Here is a 24,424-nt window from a genome sequence, read left to right as displayed (position 1 = left end):
ATTGTTTAAATAAATCTAATTTATTAGATAATTTCTTAATTGACCGGAAGTTTTTTGAGATGTTCCAACAAACCAATTGATTTGGTTTCAAATTTTTATATTATCATTATTATCATTTTTATCATTTCTTACCCACTTTTTTGGGGTCGTTGTTTCATTATTGCTACCAAAATTAAAAAAGTTTAAAGATTGTGCAAAATTCTTAAAACCAAGTTTAAGTGCCTCTAATATTTTTGAAAAATTATTTTTTAATTCCAAAAAGGTAGTTAATTTATTCTTTTCATTATCTGTCAATTGATTCCATCTAGATAAAAAAAGTTCTGCTAAATACAAAATAATTATTACTGTTAAAAAAAATACGATTACAAAAAAAGATTCATCTAATGTTTTATTTTTGATAATTAATATTAAACCTATTAATAAATTCAAAAAAGCTTTTATTAAGTCTTTTGGTCTGCCAAGCTCAAGATAAATTATAGGTACAAATAAAAATATAATCCCAATTACCATATAAAAAGAACCCAAATAAACTATCAAATTAGTCATTATGTTTATCTTTTTAAATGATCATAAAAGGTTAATATTAATAAATAAAGTTTGTATTAGAGTTCCCTTAAATGCGGTCGGGGAGACTTGAACTCCCACACCCGAAGATACGAGTACCTAAAACTCGCGCGTCTACCAATTCCGCCACGACCGCTCACTTAAAATAATAATTGAAAGTGGTTTATTTTAAAAATATTTTTAACTTATGATCATTAATTTGACACATAAAAATTAAAATTATAAATATCTAAAAAATTTTTTTTATTAGAACATACAATCAACATAAAATATCAGTTATATTAATTTAAGAGTACAAGAGACGATTTCAAACTTAATCAGTAAAAATACAACAAAAATTCCTAATTCTTCAAAAACATTTAATTGGCAAAAGGAGATTAAAAATTACGTAGATCCGCCAAGTTTTTGGAATCCAACATTAGGTCTTTTTTTTGGTGGTTATTTTCTCGCTTTTCTTAGTATATGGCAATGGTATAGAGGTGTTTGGCCCCTACCTTTGCTTGTAGCCACTGCCTTTTTAGCTTTACATATAGAAGGTACTGTAATCCATGATGCATGTCATAAGGCCGCTCACCCTGTTCCTTGGATAAATCAAGCGATGGGCCACGGCTCTGCAATACTCTTGGGATTTAGTTTCCCAGTGTTTACAAGAGTACACCTACAACATCATATTCATGTAAATCATCCAAAAAATGATCCTGATCATATTGTCAGTACTTTTGGCCCTATTTGGCTTATTGCCCCAAGATTTTTTTATCATGAAGTATTTTTCTTCCAAAGAAAACTTTGGCGAAAATATGAATTATTACAGTGGGGAATAGAAAGATCGATCTTTATAACAATAATCTTGGCAGGAATGAAATTTGACTTTATGAATCTAATTTATAATTTATGGTTCGGACCAGCATTAATGGTGGGGGTTACACTGGGAATATTTTTTGATTATCTGCCTCATAGACCTTTTCGATCAAGAAACAAATGGATTAATTCTCGTGTTTATCCAAGCAAATTTATGAATTTATTGATAATGGGTCAAAATTATCATCTCATTCATCATCTTTGGCCTTCAATTCCTTGGTTTGAATACAAAGCAGCTTATGAAAAAACCAAACCATTATTGGATGTTAAAGGATCTCCTCAAAGAGTTGGGATATTTGAAAGTAAAGAAGACATTTTTAACTTCATTTATGATTTATTAATTGGTGTAAGAAGTCATAGAAAAAAAAGGGGGAAGATAAGAAAAATTATAAATTTATATCCAGGATATAAAATAAAAAAATTTCTACTAAGGATTGTCAATAAAACATTTATTGGTAGCAGCTAACTCATTCACTTATGATTTTTGGGACTTTAAAGTATTTATCTTCTCTGGATGGACCCAATGCTAAAAGCTCCTCAGAGCAATCGGAATTTTTCTTTTCATCTTTTCTAAACACATTTGTAACTTCTATAGCTCTTGTTGTGCATGGCACATCATTTGTATCAATTTTCTCAAGTTGTTTAATATATTCCAATATTTTTTCTAATTGTTCTGCGTGGTTATTAATTTCATCCTCATTCAATTCTAATCTTGCTAGATGAGCAACTTTTTTAACTTCCTCATTAGTTATTTTTGTCATTACATTTAAAGTTTAATATCTTAAATAATAGTTTATTTCAAAGGTTATATAAACATATTCTTTAAAATTCATATAATAATAAAATTTATAATCACATCTTCTGAAAATCAGTCATTAATAATAGCCATTATTAACTTTATCAGCTAAATATAGTGTTAGATAAATATTTAAAAATAGAAGAAGTCTTATTTCCAAAAAATTTTTTTTGTCGGCACTCTAAACTTGTTGCCCCTGATTTAATAGGCTGTTACCTCATAAAACAAAAAAATAAAAAAGATCAAGTTAAGGGGATGATTGTTGAAACTGAAGCTTATTCTCAGGAAGAAGAAGCCTGTCATGGCTACCGAAAAAAAACTAAATCAAATAATTCATTATTTGGCAAACCTGGGACATTTTATATTTATAAATCTTATGGCATACATCATTGTTTAAACATAGTTACTGACAAAGAAAATTTTGCGAGTGGTGTATTAATCAGGGCAGTTTATATCCCTAAAAAGAATGAAAGATTAGCTTCTGGACCTGGCCTAGTTACTAAGACATTCGGATTAGACTTATCATTTAACGCCCATGAAGTTCTTAACAACAAATCTTTATGGATTTCTCAAAGAGACTCAAATCTAGAAGAAAAAGATCTTATTCAAACCACAAGAATTGGCATATCAAGGGCAAAAAATATAAAATGGCGTTGGTATCTCAAAAATAGTAGAAGTGTAAGTAAAAGATTAAAAGGTGACAGAACACCTAAATTTAAATAATCATTTATCTTTTTAAGCGTAATGCAAATTTGGCCTCATAAACATATCCACACACTTGCAAATTTTTCAATTCAAGATTATGAGTCAGTATTTGAATTAGCAGATAGATTTGATGCACTAAAAAATGCAGAGACAAAAAAAATACCAGCCTTACAAGGAACTTTGGTAACTTCTTTGTTTTTTGAACCTAGTACAAGAACTAAAAATAGCTTTGAACTTGCAGCAAAAAGGCTATCTGCTGATGTACAAACATTTGCGCCATCATCTAGTTCTTTGATAAAAGGCGAAACAATAATTGATACAGCCATAACGTATTCTGCTATGGGGGCTGATACATTAATCATAAGACATTCATCAAGCTATATAACCTTTGACATCGCTAAAAAACTTGATTCAATAAATTCCAATACTTCAGTTCTTAACGCCGGCGATGGATTACATAGTCACCCGAGTCAAGGACTGCTCGACACATATACATTAATAAAATTCTTTTCCAAAAACACTCTGAATTCAGAGGTTTTAAATTCCAAAAAGATTTTAATAATTGGTGACGTTAATCATTCAAGGGTTGCAAGATCAAATCTTTGGGCTTTGAGTGCATTTGGTGCAGACATAATATTATGTGGCCCGAAGACATTAATACCTGATGAATTTATCAATTTTTTTAAAAACCCAACTGTGCCAACTCAATTAGAAGATCCTGTAAAATCCCGAGGCTCCATAACAATATCCCGAACATTAGAAGAATCAATAAAAATTGCTGATGCAATAATTGTTTTAAGACTCCAGAAAGAGAGAATGATGGAGAATTTACTAAGCAGTATTGATTCATACAGTTCGGATTATGGCTTAACCTCAGAAAAATTATCTTTGAATAGTAGAGAAATTCCTATCCTTCATCCTGGACCAATTAACAGAGACATTGAAATAAGTAGTGAAGTAGTTGATGAATATCCTAATTGCTTAATCAATAATCAAGTAGCAAATGGTATTCCAATAAGAATGGCATTACTTTATCTATTAAAAAAATACAACAAATAAATTTATAGTAATTTAAGACTTTCAGTAAAGAAGCCATAGAATAATCCTAATCTTAAAGAATCCAATAAAAGTACCAAAAATTTTTTTTTCCTTTCAAATCGAAAATTTCTTCTTAGAACTATTAAAATTTCAATAAAAATTACTGCTAAAAAAGCAGCTACTGGATCCATGAGTTCTACAACGGCGCTTACCATACCGAGAGAACTTCCAAAAAAGTAGCCAATTAATATTGTAATTAACGATATTGAGTATCTGCGCCACGGATTAGAAGCCCAAAAACTTAATGTCTTAATATTTTCTACAATCTTTAATTGAAATTTTGTTTTTTGAGGTTTAAAAACCATTTTGCTTTTTTACTAAGCTGCGTCAGAGTTTGAATGAATTTTAGTATTTCCCTCTATTAATTCAAGTAATGCCTCTAGCTGAGCGATTAATCCTCTTAATTCTCCTGGTTCTGGGAACAGGCCATCTTCTTTAATACCTAAATGCATTTCTCTTAGTTCTTGCCGTAAATAGCGAATGTGACTGATGACTTGCTCTTTCTTAGTTTGAGACATGATAAAAATTAGACAACTCTATATTAAAAAAATTATTTTTGATAAGAAGAGTTTGCATATTTATGACTGAAAATGAAGATAAATGAATTAAAAAAATTACAAGATACCTTCTTAATTCTTATATACGCGAAAATATTTAATTAATACATCCATCAATTATAAATAATTACATGAGGCATTATTATTAAAATATATTGACTCTATTCAATGTGGAATTTATTTCTGAAAATAAAATAAGTGAAGAGCTAGTAAATTCATTTAACGAAGAAATGACCCTTGAGCTCGCAAAAAGGCTAGAGGATGATAACTATACTTCCCCATTTGATGGTTTAAATGACTGGCATCTATTGAGGGCTCTTGCAATAAATAGACCTGAATTAACATCTGACTATATACACCTCCTTGATCAGGAACCTTTCGATGAAAACTAAAAATAAGAACTATAAAACAAAGGTTCTTTTACTAATAACAGGGAGTATTGCAGCTGTAAGAATTCCATTATTAGTTAGCCAATTAGCGAAAGAGAATTATGAAATCAAATGCGTTTTATCTAAAAATGCAGAGAAATTGATAAAACCGCTTTCTCTTTCTATTTTAAGTAGAAACCCTTGTATTTTAGAAGAAGATCAATGGTCTAATATTCAATCAAAACCTCTTCATATAGAACTTTGCAACTGGGCTGATATTTTAATTATTGCACCTTTAACTGCGACAACATTATCAAAATGGGTAACTGGGAATGCAGATGGATTGATTCCAAGTATTTTAATGGCAAATATTAAGCCAATTATTGTTGCACCAGCAATGAATACTCAAATGTGGCTTAATAAAGCTGTTCAAAAAAATTATAAAAATTTACAAAATTATGAAAATGTTTTGTCTTTACAACCAAGTGAAGGTCTCTTAGCATGCGATGCTATTGGTATCGGCAAGATACCTCCAAATGATCTAATTCAATTAGCTCTTGAATTTATAACTTCACAAAATCAAAATACTTATCATAAAGATTTACTCAATAAAAAAATTTTAATAACTGGAGGGTGCACTTCTGAAAAGGTTGACTCCGCAAGACATATCACTAACAAAAGTTCTGGAGCAATGGGCTTAATGCTCTCTCAAGTAGCAAGATTCAGAGGGGCGCAAGTACGATATGTTCATGGGCCTCTGAAAATTGATAAAGATCTTACTGATGGAATTCAAAGATATGAAATTGAAACTAGTGATGATTTGATTAAGGTAATCAATAATGAAATTTCGAATTGTGATTATTTTTTTATGAATGCAGCAGTATCTGATTTTAAGATGTTCTCAGATCATTCAGCTAAAATTCCAAAAAATAAAATTAATGATCATTTGATTAAAAATTTTGAATTAGTCCCAGATATTTTAAAAAAAATTAGTGAATCAAAAAAAGATAATCAAGTTTTTGTTGGTTTTTGCGCTTTTACAGGATCTATTGAAGAAGCAAAAATAATAATCAAAAAAAAGATTATTCAAAAAGGTTGTGATTATTTATTTGCAAATCCAATAGATCTTAAAGGGCAGGGATTTGGTTATTTAGCTCAAAACGAAGGTTGGCTATTCGATAAAAAAAATATAGAACATCATATAAAAAAAACATCAAAAATTGATTTAGCAAATAAATTGATTACTAAAATCATTTCACAAAAAGATTAAAAAAATTTTTTGTTTGTATTTTTTTGTAATCTTAATCATTAAAAATAATGTGATAGCTTACAATAATTCAAGTTTTTAAAAATCTAAAAAGCTACGGGTTGTTTCGAGGATTTAAAAGTCCTTCCTTTATGGTCCTTTCCCTTGTAATATCCGTACTGAACTATTTAGATGACCTTTAATCAATCGTCACAGAACTTTACTGCAACTTTAATTATGAGAATTCGTTCTTTCTTAGCTTTTGTTATTTCAATTTGTATAACTTTTGCTTTCGTACCTGTTAAAACATTTGCTTTTTCTGAAAGAGGAAACGCACAATTTACAGATGTTGTGAACACAGGTAAAGCTAATGATTGTCCTACATTAGACTCATCTCTTGTCGGATCAATATCTGTAGGAAATGGAGATAGCCTTAAAGGAATATGCATGCATCCAACAGAAGTTTATGTAAAAGTGCCAGGGACGAAAAGAAAAGCTGCAGAATTTGTTTCTACAAAAATTATTAGCCCCAGAAATAACACCACAGTTACAGAAGTTTATGGAGATATAGATTCAGGAACTTTTACCGAAAAAGGTGGTATCGATTTTCAACTTATTACAGTCTTAACTCCTGGTGGCTTAGAGGTCCCATTTGCATTCTCAGCAAAAGATCTTAAAGCTGATTTACCTTCATCTATTGAGCCAGGAACCGAAGTTAGTGGTTCAACATTTACACCTAACTACAGAACTGGTGATTTTCTAGATCCTAAAGCAAGAGCAAAAAATACTGGAGTTGAATATGCTCAAGGTTTAGTTGCATTAGGAGGAGATGATGAAGAACTTGCCAAGGAAAATATCAAAGTTGATGTAAATGGTACAGGGGTTATCACTCTTTCAATAAATAATGTGGATTCTGACACAGACGAATTTGCAGGCACTTTTGAAGCTATCCAACCTTCAGATACAGACATGGGATCAAAAGATCCACTTGATGTAAAAATAATCGGAGAGCTTTACGGAAGAAAGGCATAAATTCTAGTTAAGAAATAAAAGGGGGTTCAACCCCTCTTTTTTTTTCAAAATTTTTCTTTATCTATTCAAAAAAATGAAATCACAACAAAAAACATTAACAGACTCTGATGGACTAATACCGCCTTACGGAGGGGAACTAAAAAATTTAATTATCAAAGATAATCATCTCAAAAATGATCTTATCTCTAAAGCTATCTTTGAGTTTGAATGTAGCGAGAGAAATGCATGCGACTTAGAACTCTTGATGGTAGGAGCTTTTTCTCCGTTGGAAGGTTTTATGGATGAAAATAGCTATAAATCGGTCATTAAAAATAATAGAGACACAAGCGGTTTGCTTTTTGGCTTACCAATTGTATTTGATTCAAATAATGCAGAAGTAAAAGTTGGAGAGACAATCTTGCTTACCTATAAAAACCAAAAAATTGCAGTTTTAGAAGTAAGTTCTATATGGGAGCCTGATAAATCCTTAGAGGCTGAACTTTGTTATGGTACTAATTCTTTAGATCATCCAGCTGTTAAGATGATCTTTAATGAGAGGGGTAGATTCTACATAGGTGGGAGGGTTTACGGCTTCGAATTACCAATTAGAGAATTTCCTTGCAAAACCCCTGCTGAAGTAAGAGCTACGCTGCCATCTAATTATGATGTAGTTGCATTTCAATGCAGAAATCCAATTCATAGAGCACATTATGAATTATTTACTAATGCCTTACTGTCAGATAATGTTTCTCATAATTCAGTTGTTTTAGTACATCCAACTTGTGGGCCAACTCAACAAGATGATATCCCTGGAAAAGTTAGATATTTAACCTATAAAGAGTTAGAAGAAGAAATATCTGATGCAAGGATAAAATGGGCTTTTTTACCTTATTCAATGCATATGGCAGGGCCAAGAGAAGCTCTTCAACATATGATAATAAGAAGAAATTATGGTTGCACCCATTTTATTATCGGTAGAGATATGGCTGGTTGTAAGTCATCATCAACTGGTGAAGATTTTTATGGACCATATGACGCACAGAATTTTGCAAATAAATGTGCAGGCGAGTTAATGATGCAAACTGTTCCTTCAAAAAATTTAGTTTATACCAAGGAAAAAGGATATATTACGGCTGAAGAAGCTAAGGAATACAATTATGAAATTATGAAACTTAGTGGTACAGAATTTAGGAAAAAATTGAGGAGCGGCGAACCAATTCCAGAATGGTTTGCATTTAAAAGTGTAGTAGATGTACTAAGAAACTCTTAATATTGTTTTATTATTAGTATTATGTATAAATTAGAGATTATTTATTGTGAATAAACGTTGGAGAAACGTCGGGCTTTATGTCCTTGCCGTCATCACTGTAATTTTCATTGGTACTTCTGTTTTTGATAAACCTAGTACAGAAAATGCTACAAAGACATTAAGATACAGTGATTTTATAGAGGCTGTTCAAGATAAAGAAATTAGTAGAGTCTTAATATCTCCAGACAATGCAACGGCTCAAGTGGTTGAAAATGATGGGAGCAGATCTGAAGTTAATTTAGCCCCAGACAAAGATTTATTAAAAATTCTAACTGAAAATAATGTAGATATTGCAGTAACACCTACAAAATTAGCTAACCCATGGCAACAAGCTATTAGTAGCTTAATCTTTCCAGTTCTTTTAATAGGAGGACTATTTTTTCTTTTCAGAAGGTCTCAAAGCGGAAATGCTGGAGGTGGTAATCCAGCCATGAACTTTGGCAAAAGCAAAGCTAGGCTTCAAATGGAACCATCTACACAGGTTACTTTTTCAGATGTAGCTGGTGTTGAAGGTGCAAAATTAGAATTAACTGAAGTTGTAGATTTTCTTAAGAGCCCAGATAGATTTACTGCTGTTGGAGCAAAAATTCCAAAAGGTGTGCTTCTCGTTGGACCTCCTGGTACTGGAAAAACTCTTTTAGCTAAAGCAGTCGCAGGAGAAGCAGGTGTTCCTTTTTTCTCTATATCGGGTTCAGAATTTGTGGAAATGTTTGTAGGAGTTGGTGCAAGCAGAGTTAGAGATCTTTTTGAGCAAGCCAAAAAGAATGCTCCTTGCATAGTATTTATTGACGAAATTGATGCAGTGGGTAGACAAAGAGGCGCAGGTATGGGAGGAGGAAACGATGAAAGAGAACAAACTTTAAACCAACTTCTTACAGAAATGGATGGATTTGAAGGTAACTCTGGAATAATAATAGTTGCTGCTACTAATAGACCTGATGTTTTAGATTCAGCTCTAATGCGTCCAGGTAGATTTGATCGGCAGGTAACAGTAGATAGGCCGGATTATGCTGGAAGGCTACAAATATTAAATGTTCATGCTAAAGATAAAACACTTTCAAAAGATGTTGATCTTGATAAAGTTGCCAGAAGAACGCCAGGGTTTACAGGAGCTGATCTTGCAAATCTACTAAACGAAGCTGCAATATTAGCAGCTAGAAAAGACTTAGATAAAGTAAGTAACGATGAAGTAAGCGATGCTATTGAAAGAGTTATGGCTGGCCCAGAAAAGAAAGATAGAGTTATTAGTGACAAGAAAAAAGAATTGGTTGCTTATCATGAGGCTGGACATGCACTTGTAGGAGCATTAATGCCTGATTATGATCCTGTAGCAAAAGTTTCAATAATCCCAAGAGGTCAAGCCGGAGGCTTAACTTTCTTTACTCCAAGTGAAGAAAGAATGGAATCAGGACTTTATTCTCGTTCTTACCTTCAAAATCAAATGGCTGTAGCCCTAGGAGGGAGAGTTGCTGAAGAAATAGTCTATGGAGAAGAAGAAGTCACTACAGGAGCTTCAAATGATTTACAGCAAGTTGCCAATGTAGCTAGACAAATGATCACTAAATTTGGCATGAGTGACAAAATAGGTCCAGTCGCTCTAGGTCAATCTCAAGGTGGAATGTTTCTCGGAAGGGATATGAGCTCTACAAGAGACTTCTCTGAAGACACAGCCGCTACAATTGATGTGGAGGTTTCTGAACTTGTTGATATTGCCTATAAGAGAGCTACAAAAGTTTTAACAGACAACAGAACTGTTCTTGACGAAATGGCTCAAATGCTCATCGAAAGAGAAACTATAGATACTGAAGATATCCAAGATTTGCTTAACCGCTCAGAAGTAAAAGTCGCAAACTATATTTAAGCTCGAAAATTTAAATTTTTAATGAATAATAAAGAAGATTCTTTTTCGGAGTTCCTGAAAAAAGAGTCTTTTTTTTTACTTATAAAACCTGAAGATAATATTTACTCAAATACCTCTATAAGAAATTCATTTTTTGAAGAATTAGAAAGCCTAGTAAAATTAGGATTAAAAAATATTGAAATAAGTTGGTCTAACAACGAAAATTGGTTAGATTTTGTATCCATTATCAAAATTAAATATCCAAGAATTAATTTAGGCTCTGCCTCCATAATTAATAAGCAATCAATAGAGGATTCTTTAAAAATTGGATTAAATTTTTCGATGATGAAATATTGGGATAAAGATCTTTTCAATTATGCACAGTCAAAAAATTATTTACTTATTCCTGGAATTAATAATTTAAAGGATTTTAAGGAAGCGATAAATTTAAATTGCAACATTATCAAAATTTATCCAATAAAAAGTAAAGATAGTTCGATAAATATACTCAACTTTAAAAATATTGATTTCATCGCTGCTGGAGGACTATCAATCAATGATTTAAAAACTTATAAATCTTTAGGGTATAAAGCAGTAGTAATTGGAGATAAAGCTATCAAAAATAAAAAATTTGATCCAAAAATATATGAATGGCTTAAAAATAATTAAGTTAAGTATAAATACAATTTATTCAACAAAACTACTGCTTATTTATTAAGTCACATTGAGCATGATTTAGAAGCAAATGATCAGCAAGTACTAAAGCTACCATAGCATCAACCATGGGAACTGCTCTTGGTAGAACGCATGGATCATGTCTCCCTTTTGCTTTCATCAAAACTTCTTTTCCTTCAGCATTTACTGTTTTCTGTTCTTTCCCGATGGTTGCTGTAGGTTTAAAAGCTATCTTCATCTCGATATTTTCACCATTACTTATTCCGCCCTGTATACCTCCTGAATTGTTTGATGTTGTTCTTAACTTACTAATATCATCAGACTTGATGAAGGCATCATTATGTTCGCTTCCTTTTAAATAAGTTCCAGAGAAACCTGAACCTATTTCAAAGCCTTTCGTGGCAGGCAAAGACATCAAAGCCTTTGCTAAATCAGCTTCTAATTTATCAAAAACAGGCATTCCAAGACCAGAGGGAACATTTCTTACTAGACATTCAATAACACCGCCGCAAGAGTCTCCTTGACGCTTTAATTCCTTAATTCTCTCGATCATTTTTGTTGATACCATTTCATCAGGACATCTAACAATATTAGAATCTATTTTTTTGAGAGAAATCTTCTCTTTATTTATATCAGAATCAATATCATGTATACGCTTTACCCAAGATAGTATTTCAGTGTTACAGAAGGTTTTTAATAATTGTTTTGCTACAGCACCAGCAGCTACTCTCCCAATTGTTTCTCTAGCAGAGGCTCTTCCACCGCCAGAACTTGCCTGAATTCCATATTTCAGATGGTATGTACCATCTGCATGAGAAGGTCTAAATACCTGCTCCAAATTATTATAGTCTTTCGGTCTTTGATCCTTATTTCTTACCAACATTGCTATTGGAGTTCCAAGTGTTAACCCTTCCTTTATCCCACTTAATAATTCAATTTTATCTTCTTCATTTCTGGGTGTTGTAATGTCACTTTGGCCAGGTCTGCGCCTATCTAATTCATTTTGTATCAGATTTATATCTATTTTTAATTTAGGTGGACATCCGTCAAGGATAACTCCTACTGCACCACCATGTGATTCTCCAAAAGTACTAACACGAAAAATTTTTCCAAAACTACTACTCATAGAAATATCAAATGTTTTATCTATATATAAACATTATATGAAACCAATTGAAAATTAAACAAAAAAAAGCCCCCAAAAAGGGGGCTTGTAAGTTTAAGAACTTTAAGCTTAACCAATAGCTGGAGCTGAAAGAGCTACTGTTGTAGACTCAGCTGCTGCTAGATCAAGTGGGAAGTTGTGAGCGTTACGCTCGTGCATTACTTCCATACCTAGGTTTGCTCTGTTAAGAACGTCACCCCATGTAGGAACAATCTTACCGTTTGCATCAACAACTGACTGGTTGAAGTTGAAACCGTTAAGGTTGAATGCCATTGTGCAGATACCCATTGAAGTTAACCATACACAAACAACTGGGAATACAGCTAGGAAGAAGTGAAGACTTCTGCTGTTGTTGAAACTTGCATATTGGAAGATCAAACGACCGAAGTAGCCATGAGCTGCAACGATGTTGTATGTTTCTTCTTCTTGTCCGAACTTGTAACCATAGTTCTGAGATTCTGTCTCAGTTGTTTCTCTGATTAGAGATGAAGTAACAAGTGAACCGTGCATAGCTGAGAATAAAGATCCTCCGAACATACCAGCAACACCAGCCATGTGGAATGGGTGCATAAGAATGTTGTGCTCTGCCTGGAAAACGAACATGAAGTTGAATGTTCCAGAGATACCTAGAGGCATTCCGTCAGAGAATGAACCTTGACCGAATGGGTATACAAGGAATACTGCGAAAGCTGCTGAAACTGGTGCAGAGTATGCAACACAGATCCAAGGACGCATACCTAAACGGTATGAAAGCTCCCACTGTCTTCCCATGTATGCTGAGATACCAATTAGGAAGTGGAAAATTACAAGCTGGTAAGGACCACCGTTGTATAACCACTCATCTACAGTAGCTGCTTCCCAAATTGGGTAGAAGTGTAGACCAATAGCGTTAGATGAAGGAACAACTGCACCTGAGATGATGTTGTTTCCATATAGGAATGAACCAGCAACTGGCTCTCTAATTCCGTCGATGTCTACTGGTGGTGCTGCGATGAATGCAACGATGAAGCAAGCCGCTGCTGTAAGAAGGCATGGAATCATTAAGACGCCGAACCAACCAACATAAATTCTGTTGTTAGTTGATGTTACCCACTCACAAAACTGTGGCCAACCTTTTAACAGCGAAGAACGCTGCTGCTGAATAGTTGTCATGAGTTCGTAAAGTATGTCTCTAAAGTGAGACGTGTAAATAAAAACGGAAAATAAGTTTCCGCTTCGAAGATTTTAGACCAAAATCGCTAAAAATGTGTAAATATTTTTTCTTTAAGTAAACTTATTTTTTGGAAAACAGGAGAAAAGAACTTCCATGTCTTAAGATTTTCTTTGTTATTGAGGATTCAACTTGGTAATAATCGAATGGCTTTTTAACGGAAAAAGATCTAGAGAGGTAGTTTCCTTAAGAGAGGCTAAGCATAGAAGACTGCAATTAGAGGCTTTTGGAGCTGTTATTTATTGGAGTGAAAGAATTTAAGTTTTTAAGGATTGAGAGTTAGCAAAAAAAAAATAAAAGCATTAAGTATTAAATAAACTTATCTATAAAATAAAAAATCCTTATTAGTTTTCAACGATTTATTGTTCCGGTTTCTTAATTTAAAAACTTTCAAACTCTTGAACCCATTGTTTTTTGGAACAAATCAGTTCTTTTTTTGTATAGCTCATGGCAATTTTTTTTTCCTTATAAGCAACTTCTCCAATAAAAACAGGCCAAATCAATTGGTCCCGTTCATATTTGTGAATTATTCCTTGGCTATCCAGAAATAATGGATCTCCTTTTTTAATCATTTTCCAATCTTGGTTTAGTCTTTCAGGATGAATTATGCCATCAATATCTCCCTTTTCATCTCTTGGATAATCTATACTCCCTTCATGAACGTGAACCACTAATTCCTTTGGAAGTTCTATAAGTTTATTTTTTAATTTATCTATCTCTTCCCTTAGGGAGCTTAATATTAGAGAGAATCTATTTATAATATTTTGATCATAAAAATTTTGTGCGACAGCTCCTATTTCAATAACTAAACCACATGGCCAAGCTTCTACAAGAAAGCCTGTTTGGGCTTTATCTTTTTCGTGCAAATAAATAGGCAATCCAAATTTGTTCTGCAGTAATGCAGCTAAACAAAAATCTTTAGATCTCCTCCCATACATAACAATGCTTGTTCCCATATTTGCAGTAGTAGTGTGCAAATCGATTGCAATTTGACAGGGTTTAGATCCGTCAATTCCAAATTCATCTACTAAAAAATTGGCTCTATTAGTTTCATAAAAGCTATTCTTGTGTTGATCAAAATTCTCACTTTTTTTAAAAGATCTATTTAAATCTATATCTATATATCTGCAACCTTTTTCGTAGGCAGCAGGATTACCTATGATGTACTCATACTCAATATCATTATTTAAACTATTTTCCTTTCTCTTAAATTGCTTAACAGCCCAAACAGGATTAATTTCATTCCCATGAGTGCCTGAAACGATAAGTATTCTTTGAACAGTCATTTTTTCTTTAAAAATAAAATTTTATGCAAAATAAATACCTGATAAAGGCCTCCAGAAAATTCTGGTTTTGGTTTTGGACCCAATTAATGAATGGCTTCGCGCCATCAGACTTACATGGTAATTATAAAAGGCCTAAGGGTATAACAACTGATAGTGAATACGATATTAATAATGAGAATGGACAAGTTTATTTATTGGTAGGGAATTCTTGTCCATGGTGTCAGAGAACTTTACTCGTCCACGAAATAAAACATTTATCTAAAAAAGTTAAAGTTATTTTTTTAAAAGCAGATGTTGAACATGGCGAATGGATTTTCAATGGAAATTTTAAAGGACATAAAAGACTTTCAGACCTTTACAAAAAAGCAAATAAAAAGAATATTTTTAGAGCGACACTACCTCTTTTAATTAATTTTGTAGAAAATGAATTCAAAATTTTGTCTAATGAAAGTTCACAGATAATAAAACTTCTTAATTCAATAAAAAGTGAATCAAAAAATGAGACATTAACTATTAAAGACTGTAATCAAAAATTTTTAGATTTAATTAATAACAGCATTAATGATGGGGTATATAAATGTGGTTTCGCCAGAAATCAGTCAGCTTACGAAAAAGCAAGTCAAAATCTTTTTGCAGCTTTAAATAAAGTTGAAAATTTATTACAGAAAAATAAAAGTGACTGGATATTTGGAGGAGAGTTGACCTACGCAGATATTTACCTTTTCCCAACGCTTATAAGATGGGAATTGATATATAGCAAACTTTTCAAATGTACTGAACAAGAACTATCAAGTTTTGAAAAGATTATTGAATGGAGATTAAAATTCTTTAAATTATCTAACGTAAATAGTACATGCTTCGATAATGAATGGAAAAAAGATTACTACAAAGCTTTATTCCCTTTAAACCCAAATCAAATAATCCCAGTTTTACCATCGCTAAAGGAAATAATGAAAGTAAAGGCCTAAAAAAATAAATAAATCAATTTCAAAAAAAAACGATGTTGTAATGAACACTTATTTAGTTCATAGATAATGCAATTTCATTAGAAATTAACTATGTTATGTATGTCTACTAAAGTACGAAAAGCTTAAAATGAAATCCATTGACGAACACATCCAAAAAGATCAATCGGAAATCGAATCTGCAAAAGCAGAGGGCAATCTTCCAAAGGTCAGACATTTAACTGAAGAGCTTAAAGAACTCGAAGAGTATAAGGATCATCATCCGGATGATAAACATGACCCTAATGCTTTGGAACTATTCTGCGATGCCAACCCGGATGAACCAGAATGTCTTGTTTATGATGATTAAGTTTTCTTTTTATAGATAATGCACAATAAAAAGGGCTCTAAAAGCCCTTTTTTTATTTATTAATTCTATTAGTAATCTCTATTAAAGTCGGAAGGACTTCCTGTAAGTGAACAAACAACCGACTCCTCATTTTTCATTTCCTTCACTTCTACAATTGGTCTTCCCATTTTCTTCAAAACCTCAATATCCTGGATGGTTTGACATCTAGCTATTATTTTTCCTTGTTGATCGTAGCAAGTATAGAAATTCATATTGTGTTTTAAGAAGTATCTTATTTATGACTAATTTTCATTATTAAATCAAGTATATTCTTTTACAAAAAAATTTTTAATTTAAGTTATATCCTTTTCCACACCTCAGAAAGCAGTGAAGATAAACCTTTTTTTAAAGATGAAGAAATAACTAAAACTTTCTTTTTAGATAAATCTTCTAACTTTTTTGTAATTATTTTCAAATAATCATCATCTACAAGCTCAATTTTATTCAATACTATTATCCTCTCTTTATCTATTAGACCTTTTCCGTATTTTTTTAATTCCTGCTCAATAATCTCAAAATCATGTAAAGGATTTTCTGCAATTGCATCAATTAAGTGAACAAGTATCTTCGTTCTTTGGATGTGCCTTAAAAAATCATGCCCTAAACCTACTCCATCAGCTGCACCAGAGATTAATCCAGGAATATCCGCAAAAAGGCAACCATTCCCATCAATTTTTCTTACTACACCTAAATTAGGTATTAGAGTCGTGAAAGGATAATTCGCAATTTTTGGACGGGCTGATGATACAACGGAAATCAACGTACTTTTCCCAGCATTTGGAAGGCCTATAATACCAACCTCTGCAAGAAGTTTTAGCTCTAATTGGACCTCCCATATCTCACCATCTTTTCCTTCAGTGAATGATTCTGGGGCTCTATTTTGATTACTTAAATAGTAAGCATTACCATGTCCACCTCTTCCTCCAATGGCAATAGTCAAACTCTGTTTATCTTTAGTTAAGTCTCCTAAAATAATGCCGGTTTTAATATCCCTTATTTCTGTACCGCAGGGAACTTTAAGGATTCTATCCTCACCTGAAGCACCTGATCTCTTATTAGGACCTCCTTTGCATCCATCCTCAGCAATTATTTCACGTTTGAATTTGAAATCTAATAATGTTTGAAGATTATTATCAGCCATCAAAATAACTGAACCCCCTCTGCCACCATTTCCCCCGGAAGGTCCTCCAGCAGGAACGAATTTTTCTCTTCTAAATGAAACTATTCCATTGCCACCTTTTCCAGCTTTAAGAATAATGTTTGCTTGATCAATAAATTGCACTTAAGTACGCTTATTAAATTTTTTTTCTAAGTTTTTTAAATTTTATTTTATCCACGCAATACTGCAACCAGGTCCACCCTCGTTGTTGGCTGCATCTTCAATCTTATCAACATAATTTAAACCTGATAACCAATTTCTTAGTCCTTTTTTTAATTTCCCTGTTCCAATTCCATGAACAATCCAGAGCGGTCCGTGAAATTTTCTAATTTTCTCTTCAATAATTATTTCGGCTTCATGAACTCTTAGCCCTCTTACGTCAATTGTATTTTTACTCGTTCTAATTTTAGAAAAAGAAAAATCTTCCCTTGAAGACTTGATCTCAATTTTTGAACTTTTGAAATTAGGCTTTTCTCCATTAATACCTTCAAAGTCATTTATAGATAATGTGCTTCTAAATGAACCACATTTAACTTCGTAAAAACCACCTTTTTTATCTAAATCTACAATTTGTCCCGTACTATTTAGACTTTTAATTTTTACAAAATCGCCTACCTGAGGATTCCATGATATTGACTTTTCAAATTTTTTTTGGGTTAAATGTTCCGTCTCAATTTCCTTTAATCTTTTTCCAATAATTCTCGTATCCTCTCCATTAACATTTTTATCTCTTAATTTTTTAATCAAATCTATTACCTCTTTTTTAGCAGATACAATATGCTTTGATAATTTAGACCTTTCGATTTCCTGGATTTTTTCAGCATTTATTTTTTGATATTCATAATTTCTCTTCAGTTCATCATGTAATATTTCAGTCCTTGCAATCAGTTCTGCAGCCGCTTCTGCAGAATTTTGTTGTTTAATCTTCTCTTCCTCAAGTCCTTTAATAATATTGTTAATGTTATCAACTTCTTTTGGCTTTAGATAATTTGCAGCTTCATTAAGTATGCTTTCATCGAGACCAATTCTCTTTGAAATTGATAAAGCATTACTTCTCCCAGGGATACCCCAGTTGAGTATAAATTTTGGCTTCAAAGAATCCTCGTCAAAGGCAACTGATACGTTTTCAAATCTTGAGTCATTATATTTTAAAGCCTTAATATCTCCATAATGTGTAGTTGCTAAAGTGATATCAGATTTATTTGCAAATTCTTTTAATAAAGCCATCGCGAGAGCACTTCCTTCCAGAGGATCCGTACCAGATCCAATCTCATCTAACAAAACAACTGATAATCCTTTCTTATTATCAAGTGAATCTAATATCTCTTTTATGCGGGATATATGCCCACTGAAGGTAGATAAATTTTCTTCTAATGATTGATTATCTCCTATATCCACATATATATTTGGACAAAAAGGGATAATAGGATTATTAGTTGAGGGTATCAATAATCCTGCTCTAGCCATAAGTAAAGACAAACCTAAGCCTTTTAAAGCTGCCGTTTTACCTCCAGTATTTGGACCTGTAATAGCTACAACCTTAATATTTCTATTTATATGAAAATCGACAGCCACTGGGGGAGGAGCTCCTTTTTTCTTATGCTCCCAAATCAATAATGGATGAGAAAAACCAATTAAAGAAATAATAGGATTTTTCTCAAACTTAGGAGTTTTGCCTCCAATCCATTTCGAATATCTTGAACGAGTTAGAGCATTTTCTAATCTCAATAAAATGGATGCCATTCCAATAAGATTTTCTGAATTATCACTAACAACTTGGGACCATTTCTTAAGTAATTTAAATTCTTCTGCTGTGATCCTAGCTTCTAAAGAAGCTATCTTATTACCTTTAGTTACTACACTATCCGGCTCAAAATATACTGTATTTCCTGAAGATGAAGAGTCATGAATTATGCCTTTAAATTTATCTACATAATTAACTTTCAATGCTAAAACAGGTCTACCATATCTATCTCCAATAGTAGTATCTTGCAAATAAGCTAAATTCTTTTGAATAAATTTCTCAACTAATATTTTTCTTTCAAGTTTCTTAGATAATAATTCTTTTCTAAGAATAGATAGTTCATTACTAGCATTATCTGAAATCCTTCCATTAGATTCAATGCCTTTTTTAAAAATCGTTTCGATATTCTGATGATCAATTAAATTTTTTGTAAATGATGAAATATAAGGCCTTTGTTCAAAATCTAGTAAGATTTTTTTTAAATTTCTTGCTTCAGCAATTGTTTTCGCTATTTCTAACAATTCAGAAGATGCAATTACTCCTCCCTTCGAACAAATTTCAATATTTCTACTAATATCGAAAACACCAGAAAAACTAATTGATTTATCTAAATTTTTTTCTAACTCATTAATTTCAACAGTTTCATTCAAAAGTCTTTTAGATGACTCGTATTCAGAAGGTATAACAAAACTTAAAATTGATCGTTTACCCATTTCGGTTGAGGCGAATGAAGATAAATGCGTTTTTAATGAATCCCACTCTAAAAGGTTTATAGATTCTTCTTCTAAGGTGTTATCTGAATATAATTTTTTAGAATAACTTTTCTCTTGCATACAAAAAAAAAGAATCAAACATTCGATTGAATCCCCTCAGGAGGAACATAAAGCATCTCAAGCCAGTTTCCTTCAGTATCCTTCATATAAAAAGATGCTGTTCCATCTCTATGCTCATGTAAAGGACCAACTTTTACACCAGAATTTTTTAAATCATTTTGAATATTTTCCACTTCTTTTTTATTTTCAAAATGAAAAGCAAAGTGAGGTCCAGCAGCTTTGTAGCTAGGGCCTAACAACGCAAGTCCATCTTTCCCTTTACCTGCCTCTAAATAAGACCAATCTTTATCATCCCAAACCAAATTCATACCCAGCTTAATATAAAAAGATTTCGCCCTTTCGAGATTCTCTACTCTAAGTGCAATGTGACCAATCCTATTTACTCCTTGTGAAAACTTCAAAACAAAGCAATTAATTTATTACTTATCTAAGAATAAACCAAATTTTTGTTAATAATGAGTTTTTAAGTATCCTGCAACCATTGAGATGCATCACAAGCATGATAAGTGAGTATTAATTTTGCTCCTGCTCTTTTAAAACTTAGCAATGTCTCTAAAACAATATCTTTTTCGTTAATCCAGTTCTTCATAGCAGCAGACTTTACCATGGAATACTCCCCACTAACGTTGTATGCAGCTATGGGCTTATTTGAAAATGTGCTTAGTCTATAAACAATATCCAAATATGAAATTCCTGGTTTTACCATCAAAATATCAGCTCCTTCATACTGATCCAATGCAGATTCAATTAAAGCCTCTTTTGAATTGGCAGGGTCCATTTGATATGTAGACTTATTGTCTGGAATTATTTTCTTACTATTTTCTTTAGGAGCCGAATCTAAAGCAGTTCTAAATGGACCATAATAAGCAGATGAATATTTTGCTGTGTAACTAATAATACCTACATCACTAAATCCTTGACTATCAAGAGCAGTTCTGATTGCTCCAACTCTGCCATCCATCATGTCACTAGGGCCAATAAAATCTGCTCCAGCTCTAGCTTGAGTTAAAGCTTGTTTTTTTAATATTTCAATCGTTTCATCATTCAATATTTTTCCAGTTTCATCAACTAGTCCATCATGTCCATCACACGAATAAGGGTCCAAGGCAACATCTGTCATTATTGCCATTTCTGGAATCTCTTTTTTTAATATTTGAATAGCTCTAGGAATTAAACCCTCTTCATTAAAACACTCTGCTCCATCTTCAGTCTTTAAGCTATCGTTTATTTTTGGGAAAAGAACAATACACCTAATTCCTAATTCCCACGCCCTAGTGACCTCCTTTATTAAGCCATTCATATCCCATCTAAAAGTTCCTGGCATTGCCGAAATTTCCTCTTTAGAATCTTTTTCATGAATAAATAATGGATATATAAAGTCTGAAGCTTTTAGATGGTTTTCTCTTACCATTTCTCTAATTGCCTCAGACCTTCTTAATCTTCTAGGACGAATAATCGAATTCATTTGAATATTATTTAAATTGAAAAATATTTATCTAATACATTAATCGCTCACCTCACACTTAAATCAATCAGAGACTCCTTTTGTTCAGGAAAATTAACTAAAGTTTATTTAGTAAGAGCAAAAAAGTTACAAAAATATTTTGCACAATCTTCATTTTTCACAAATTTACGTCATTAAGAGATATTATCTTCTAGTTAAGTGTTTATTTTAAGGAGAGCATCTTTGAAAATAATTAATGGATTTCATCTGAAAAATGTAAGAGGCGATATTCTTGGAGGCATCACAGCCGCAGTAGTGGCTTTACCTCTCGCTCTTGCTTTTGGAAATGCTGCGTTAGGGCCTGGCGGAGCAATTTATGGACTATACGGAGCAGTAGTAGTTGGTTTTTTAGCAGCATTATTCGGCGGAACACCTGCTCAAGTTAGTGGACCTACAGGCCCCATGAGTGTAACTGTTGCAGGGGTGGTGGCAGGCTTAGCAGCAGTAGGGGTTCCAAGAGATCTTTCTGCAGGACAAATTTTACCTTTAGTTATGGCAGCAGTAGTCATTGGCGGCTTACTGCAAATATTATTCGGGATTCTAAAACTAGGTAAATACATTACTTTAGTTCCATATTCTGTTGTTTCCGGATTCATGTCTGGCATAGGAGTAATAATCATTGCGCTTCAGATTGGACCATTACTTGGAATTAGCACTCGAGGTGGAGTAGTCGAATCTTTAAGTACTGTATTTTCAAATTTCCAGCCAAATGGTGCTGCTATTGGAGTAGCAATAATGACATTAGGTATAGTATTTCTTACTCCTAGAAAAATAAGTCAGTGGGTTCCTTCTCCTCTCTTGGCCCTATTGATAGTTACCCCAATATCAATATTAATTTTTGGAGATGGAGCTATTGATAGAATTGGAGAAATTCCAAGGGGAGTCCCATCTTTAAATTTCCCAAGTTTCAATCAATATTTCCCAATTATTTTCAAAGCAGGATTAGTCCTAGCAGTACTTGGCGCAATTGACTCTTTACTGACATCTCTAGTAGCAGACAATATCTCTCAAACAAAACATAATTCTGATAGAGAACTTATTGGTCAAGGAATAGGAAATGCTGTTGCAGGTCTATTTTCAGGTTTACCTGGAGCAGGAGCAACCATGAGAACAGTTATAAATGTTAAATCTGGAGGATCAACTCCCATTTCTGGTATGGTTCACTCGGTTGTGTTGTTGATAGTTTTAGTTGGCGCAGGACCCCTAGCTGAGCAAATACCAACTGCATTGCTTGCAGGAATTCTTATAAAAGTTGGTTTAGATATTATTGATTGGGGATTCTTGAGGAGGGCTCACAAATTATCTTTAAAAACTTCAGTTGTAATGTATGGAGTACTCCTAATGACTGTTTTTTGGGATTTAATTTGGGCAGTTTTAGTAGGTGTTTTCATAGCAAATATGCTCACTATCGATTCAATAACCGAAACTCAACTAGAAGGTATGGACGAGGATAATCCTTTATCAAATGATGATCAAGCCAAAAATGCATTACCTGCTGATGAAAAAGCACTACTAGATAGATGCTCAGGAGAAGTAATGTTATTTAGACTTAAAGGACCACTTAGTTTTGGAGCAGCCAAAGGTATATCTGAGAGAATGATGCTGGTAAGAAACTACAAGGTTTTAATACTTGATATCACTGATGTTCCACGACTTGGAGTGACGGCTACTCTGGCAATAGAGGACATGATGCAGGAAGCAAAAAATAATTCCAGAAAAGCATTTGTTGCTGGGGCAAATGAAAAAGTAAAGGATAGATTAGCTAAGTTTGGAGTTGAAGGCATCATTGAGACAAGAAAAGAAGCTTTAGAAACTGCTCTAAATGAAATAGCCTAATAATTTATGGAAATAAATCCAATTCTGCAAAATGTATTAGCCCCTCCAGTTCTTTTCTTTTTGATTGGAGCAATATCAGTAATCTTTAAATCTGATTTAGAAATACCAGCTCCATTACCTAAACTCTTCTCTCTATATCTTTTATTAGCTATTGGGTTTAAAGGAGGTATAGAGATTCAGAACAGTGGGTTTAATGATCAAGTATTGCCTACTCTAAGTGCTGCAATACTAATGTCGCTAGTTATCCCGCTAATTGGATTTTTAATTTTAAGATTTAAGTTTGATGTCTTTAATTCAGCAGCAATAGCAGCAGCTTACGGTTCAATTAGTGCTGTTACATTTATTTCCGCAGAAAGTTTTTTGGAAAGTCAAAAAATAGCTTTTGATGGGTTTATGGTTGGAGCCTTAGCTTTAATGGAGTCTCCTGCAATAATTGTTGGATTATTACTTGTGAAATTTGCAGCTCCCAAAAATAGGCCAAAATCAAGAAAAATGCATCTAAGCGCAATATTACACGAATCACTTTTGAATGGATCAGTTTATTTATTGCTCTCAAGCTTAATTGTAGGATTTCTTACTGCTTCCAGTAATCCCTCAGGGATTGCAAAAATGGAGCCTTTTACTGGACAATTATTCTATGGAGCAGAATGCTTCTTCTTGTTAGATATGGGAATAGTCGCTGCTCAAAGATTACCTAGATTGAAGAATGCGGGTTCGTTCTTGATTGGCTTTGCCATTTTTATGCCTTTATTTAACGCATTTATTGGTGTTTTCGTTGCAAGATTTTTATCATTAGGACCTGGCAACGCACTTTTATTTGTGGTTTTATGTGCTAGCGCCTCTTATTTAGCAGTTCCTGCAGCAATGAGGATGACGGTACCAGAAGCTAAATCTAGTTATTATATTTCAACTACACTAGGTTTAACTTTCCCATTCAATATAGTTCTTGGCATTCCCATATATATGAGTTTAGTAAATACCATTATCCCATTTTCCCCTCTATAGAAATGAAAAGATTAGACTTGATATTTAGTGAAAGAGAACTAGATGCAATCATTAAAACATTAGAAAAAGCTAATGTTCCTGGATATACAGTTATGAAACACGCCACAGGCAGAGGGCCTGAAAGAGTTGTTACTGAAGATATGGAATTCACAGGATTAGGTTCAAATGCTCATGTAATTGTTTTTTGCGAACAAGAATTAATAGATAAAATGAGAGATAATATCAGAGACGATTTAAGCTACTACGGAGGAGTTGCTTATATTTCTGAGGCAACACCCCTTTAAATTAAAGAAGAAAATTTA

27 protein-coding genes and 1 tRNA gene are annotated in these 24,424 nt (G+C 32.9%); 15 read left to right on the top strand and 13 right to left on the bottom strand.

Features of this window, described 5'->3' with window-relative positions:
- Positions 1 to 87: 87 nt before the first annotated feature.
- Entirely contained in the window at positions 88 to 546 is a 459-nt protein-coding gene (locus HA151_RS01220; RefSeq protein WP_209105748.1) for a hypothetical protein, read from the bottom strand.
- Positions 547 to 618: 72 nt separating this feature from the next.
- Positions 619 to 700, bottom strand: a tRNA-Leu gene (locus HA151_RS01215).
- 240 nt (positions 701 to 940) lie between these two features.
- Here HA151_RS01215 and HA151_RS01210 point away from each other — a divergent pair.
- Complete coding sequence (locus HA151_RS01210; protein WP_348535613.1) at positions 941 to 1,888, top strand: fatty acid desaturase; 948 nt, start codon at positions 941 to 943, stop codon at positions 1,886 to 1,888.
- Between the two features lies 1 nt (position 1,889).
- Here HA151_RS01210 and gatC read toward each other — a convergent pair whose 3' ends face one another.
- Positions 1,890 to 2,183 carry an Asp-tRNA(Asn)/Glu-tRNA(Gln) amidotransferase subunit GatC gene (gene gatC, locus HA151_RS01205; protein WP_209105747.1) on the bottom strand — a complete coding sequence of 98 codons (294 nt, stop codon included), beginning with the start codon at positions 2,181 to 2,183 and terminating at the stop codon, positions 1,890 to 1,892.
- 152 nt (positions 2,184 to 2,335) lie between these two features.
- Here gatC and HA151_RS01200 point away from each other — a divergent pair, with 152 nt between their 5' ends.
- Both HA151_RS01200 and HA151_RS01195 read left to right on the top strand, forming a co-directional pair.
- The gene (locus tag HA151_RS01200; RefSeq protein WP_348535612.1) at positions 2,336 to 2,941 is read left to right on the top strand and encodes a DNA-3-methyladenine glycosylase; all 606 of its coding nucleotides are present in this window, start codon (positions 2,336 to 2,338) and stop codon (positions 2,939 to 2,941) included.
- 21 nt (positions 2,942 to 2,962) lie between these two features.
- Entirely contained in the window at positions 2,963 to 3,982 is a 1,020-nt protein-coding gene (locus HA151_RS01195; protein WP_209105746.1) for an aspartate carbamoyltransferase catalytic subunit, read from the top strand.
- A 2-nt stretch (positions 3,983 to 3,984) separates the two neighbouring features.
- Here HA151_RS01195 and HA151_RS01190 read toward each other — a convergent pair whose 3' ends face one another.
- Both HA151_RS01190 and HA151_RS01185 read right to left on the bottom strand, forming a co-directional pair.
- Positions 3,985 to 4,326: a DUF565 domain-containing protein gene (locus HA151_RS01190; RefSeq protein WP_209105745.1), complete on the bottom strand. Its 342-nt coding sequence runs from the start codon at positions 4,324 to 4,326 to the stop codon at positions 3,985 to 3,987.
- Positions 4,327 to 4,338: 12 nt separating this feature from the next.
- A complete protein-coding gene (locus HA151_RS01185; RefSeq protein ID WP_209105744.1) occupies positions 4,339 to 4,539 on the bottom strand; it encodes a hypothetical protein in 201 nt (66 codons plus the stop codon).
- A 233-nt stretch (positions 4,540 to 4,772) separates the two neighbouring features.
- On the opposite strand from HA151_RS01185, the gene isiD reads away from it, so the two are divergent.
- The 6 genes from isiD (at position 4,773) to HA151_RS01155 (ending at position 11,021) form a co-directional block, all read left to right on the top strand.
- Complete coding sequence (isiD, locus tag HA151_RS01180) at positions 4,773 to 4,970, top strand: protein IsiD (protein WP_373922062.1); 198 nt, start codon at positions 4,773 to 4,775, stop codon at positions 4,968 to 4,970.
- Positions 4,960 to 6,216 (top strand): bifunctional phosphopantothenoylcysteine decarboxylase/phosphopantothenate--cysteine ligase CoaBC, encoded by a 1,257-nt coding sequence (gene coaBC / locus HA151_RS01175; RefSeq protein ID WP_209105743.1) that lies wholly within the window; start codon positions 4,960 to 4,962, stop codon positions 6,214 to 6,216. The genes isiD and coaBC overlap by 11 nt, the downstream gene beginning before the upstream one ends.
- A gap of 213 nt (positions 6,217 to 6,429) precedes the next feature.
- On the top strand, positions 6,430 to 7,224 hold the full coding sequence (locus HA151_RS01170) for a photosystem II manganese-stabilizing polypeptide (RefSeq protein WP_209105742.1): 795 nt from the start codon (positions 6,430 to 6,432) through the stop codon (positions 7,222 to 7,224).
- A gap of 73 nt (positions 7,225 to 7,297) precedes the next feature.
- The gene (gene sat / locus HA151_RS01165) at positions 7,298 to 8,473 is read left to right on the top strand and encodes a sulfate adenylyltransferase (RefSeq protein WP_209105741.1); all 1,176 of its coding nucleotides are present in this window, start codon (positions 7,298 to 7,300) and stop codon (positions 8,471 to 8,473) included.
- 46 nt (positions 8,474 to 8,519) lie between these two features.
- Positions 8,520 to 10,373: an ATP-dependent zinc metalloprotease FtsH gene (gene ftsH / locus HA151_RS01160; RefSeq protein WP_209105740.1), complete on the top strand. Its 1,854-nt coding sequence runs from the start codon at positions 8,520 to 8,522 to the stop codon at positions 10,371 to 10,373.
- Positions 10,374 to 10,394: 21 nt separating this feature from the next.
- On the top strand, positions 10,395 to 11,021 hold the full coding sequence (locus tag HA151_RS01155; protein ID WP_209105739.1) for a bifunctional 4-hydroxy-2-oxoglutarate aldolase/2-dehydro-3-deoxy-phosphogluconate aldolase: 627 nt from the start codon (positions 10,395 to 10,397) through the stop codon (positions 11,019 to 11,021).
- 31 nt (positions 11,022 to 11,052) lie between these two features.
- Here the strand turns inward: HA151_RS01155 and aroC are convergent, their stop codons facing one another.
- Positions 11,053 to 12,153, bottom strand: coding sequence for a chorismate synthase (gene aroC, locus HA151_RS01150; RefSeq protein ID WP_209105738.1), 1,101 nt, complete (start codon positions 12,151 to 12,153; stop codon positions 11,053 to 11,055).
- 108 nt (positions 12,154 to 12,261) lie between these two features.
- A complete protein-coding gene (psbA, locus tag HA151_RS01145; protein WP_002805533.1) occupies positions 12,262 to 13,344 on the bottom strand; it encodes a photosystem II q(b) protein in 1,083 nt (360 codons plus the stop codon).
- Positions 13,345 to 13,534: 190 nt separating this feature from the next.
- On the opposite strand from psbA, the gene HA151_RS09330 reads away from it, so the two are divergent.
- Positions 13,535 to 13,663 (top strand): hypothetical protein, encoded by a 129-nt coding sequence (locus HA151_RS09330; protein ID WP_257473228.1) that lies wholly within the window; start codon positions 13,535 to 13,537, stop codon positions 13,661 to 13,663.
- Positions 13,664 to 13,782: 119 nt separating this feature from the next.
- Here HA151_RS09330 and HA151_RS01140 read toward each other — a convergent pair whose 3' ends face one another.
- Positions 13,783 to 14,688: an aspartoacylase gene (locus HA151_RS01140; protein ID WP_209105737.1), complete on the bottom strand. Its 906-nt coding sequence runs from the start codon at positions 14,686 to 14,688 to the stop codon at positions 13,783 to 13,785.
- A 23-nt stretch (positions 14,689 to 14,711) separates the two neighbouring features.
- Between HA151_RS01140 and HA151_RS01135 the strand changes: the two genes are divergently transcribed.
- Together HA151_RS01135 and HA151_RS01130 are read left to right on the top strand one after the other, a co-directional pair.
- On the top strand, positions 14,712 to 15,656 hold the full coding sequence (locus tag HA151_RS01135; protein WP_209105736.1) for a glutathione S-transferase family protein: 945 nt from the start codon (positions 14,712 to 14,714) through the stop codon (positions 15,654 to 15,656).
- 127 nt (positions 15,657 to 15,783) lie between these two features.
- On the top strand, positions 15,784 to 16,002 hold the full coding sequence (locus HA151_RS01130; RefSeq protein WP_019480078.1) for a CP12 domain-containing protein: 219 nt from the start codon (positions 15,784 to 15,786) through the stop codon (positions 16,000 to 16,002).
- Between the two features lie 68 nt (positions 16,003 to 16,070).
- Here the strand turns inward: HA151_RS01130 and HA151_RS01125 are convergent, their stop codons facing one another.
- The 5 genes from HA151_RS01125 to hemB form a co-directional block, all read right to left on the bottom strand.
- The gene (locus tag HA151_RS01125) at positions 16,071 to 16,253 is read right to left on the bottom strand and encodes a hypothetical protein (protein WP_209105735.1); all 183 of its coding nucleotides are present in this window, start codon (positions 16,251 to 16,253) and stop codon (positions 16,071 to 16,073) included.
- 86 nt (positions 16,254 to 16,339) lie between these two features.
- Positions 16,340 to 17,323 (bottom strand): GTPase ObgE, encoded by a 984-nt coding sequence (obgE, locus tag HA151_RS01120; protein ID WP_209105734.1) that lies wholly within the window; start codon positions 17,321 to 17,323, stop codon positions 16,340 to 16,342.
- Positions 17,324 to 17,365: 42 nt separating this feature from the next.
- Positions 17,366 to 19,777: an endonuclease MutS2 gene (locus tag HA151_RS01115; protein WP_209105733.1), complete on the bottom strand. Its 2,412-nt coding sequence runs from the start codon at positions 19,775 to 19,777 to the stop codon at positions 17,366 to 17,368.
- Positions 19,778 to 19,791: 14 nt separating this feature from the next.
- Positions 19,792 to 20,178: a VOC family protein gene (locus HA151_RS01110; protein WP_032523985.1), complete on the bottom strand. Its 387-nt coding sequence runs from the start codon at positions 20,176 to 20,178 to the stop codon at positions 19,792 to 19,794.
- 62 nt (positions 20,179 to 20,240) lie between these two features.
- Positions 20,241 to 21,242 carry a porphobilinogen synthase gene (gene hemB / locus HA151_RS01105; protein ID WP_209105732.1) on the bottom strand — a complete coding sequence of 334 codons (1,002 nt, stop codon included), beginning with the start codon at positions 21,240 to 21,242 and terminating at the stop codon, positions 20,241 to 20,243.
- Between the two features lie 222 nt (positions 21,243 to 21,464).
- On the opposite strand from hemB, the gene HA151_RS01100 reads away from it, so the two are divergent.
- From HA151_RS01100 to HA151_RS01090, 3 genes are read left to right on the top strand one after another with little or no spacing between them, the layout of a single operon-like run.
- On the top strand, positions 21,465 to 23,117 hold the full coding sequence (locus HA151_RS01100) for a SulP family inorganic anion transporter (protein ID WP_079317885.1): 1,653 nt from the start codon (positions 21,465 to 21,467) through the stop codon (positions 23,115 to 23,117).
- A 6-nt stretch (positions 23,118 to 23,123) separates the two neighbouring features.
- Positions 23,124 to 24,122: a sodium-dependent bicarbonate transport family permease gene (locus tag HA151_RS01095; RefSeq protein WP_209105731.1), complete on the top strand. Its 999-nt coding sequence runs from the start codon at positions 23,124 to 23,126 to the stop codon at positions 24,120 to 24,122.
- A gap of 2 nt (positions 24,123 to 24,124) precedes the next feature.
- Entirely contained in the window at positions 24,125 to 24,406 is a 282-nt protein-coding gene (locus tag HA151_RS01090; RefSeq protein ID WP_025906060.1) for a P-II family nitrogen regulator, read from the top strand.
- The last annotated feature ends 18 nt before the right edge of the window (positions 24,407 to 24,424 follow it).

Source organism: Prochlorococcus marinus XMU1419, from assembly GCF_017695955.1.
Classification (GTDB): domain Bacteria; phylum Cyanobacteriota; class Cyanobacteriia; order PCC-6307; family Cyanobiaceae; genus Prochlorococcus_A; species Prochlorococcus_A marinus_AD.
This window is presented reverse-complemented; position numbering and strand designations above follow the sequence as displayed.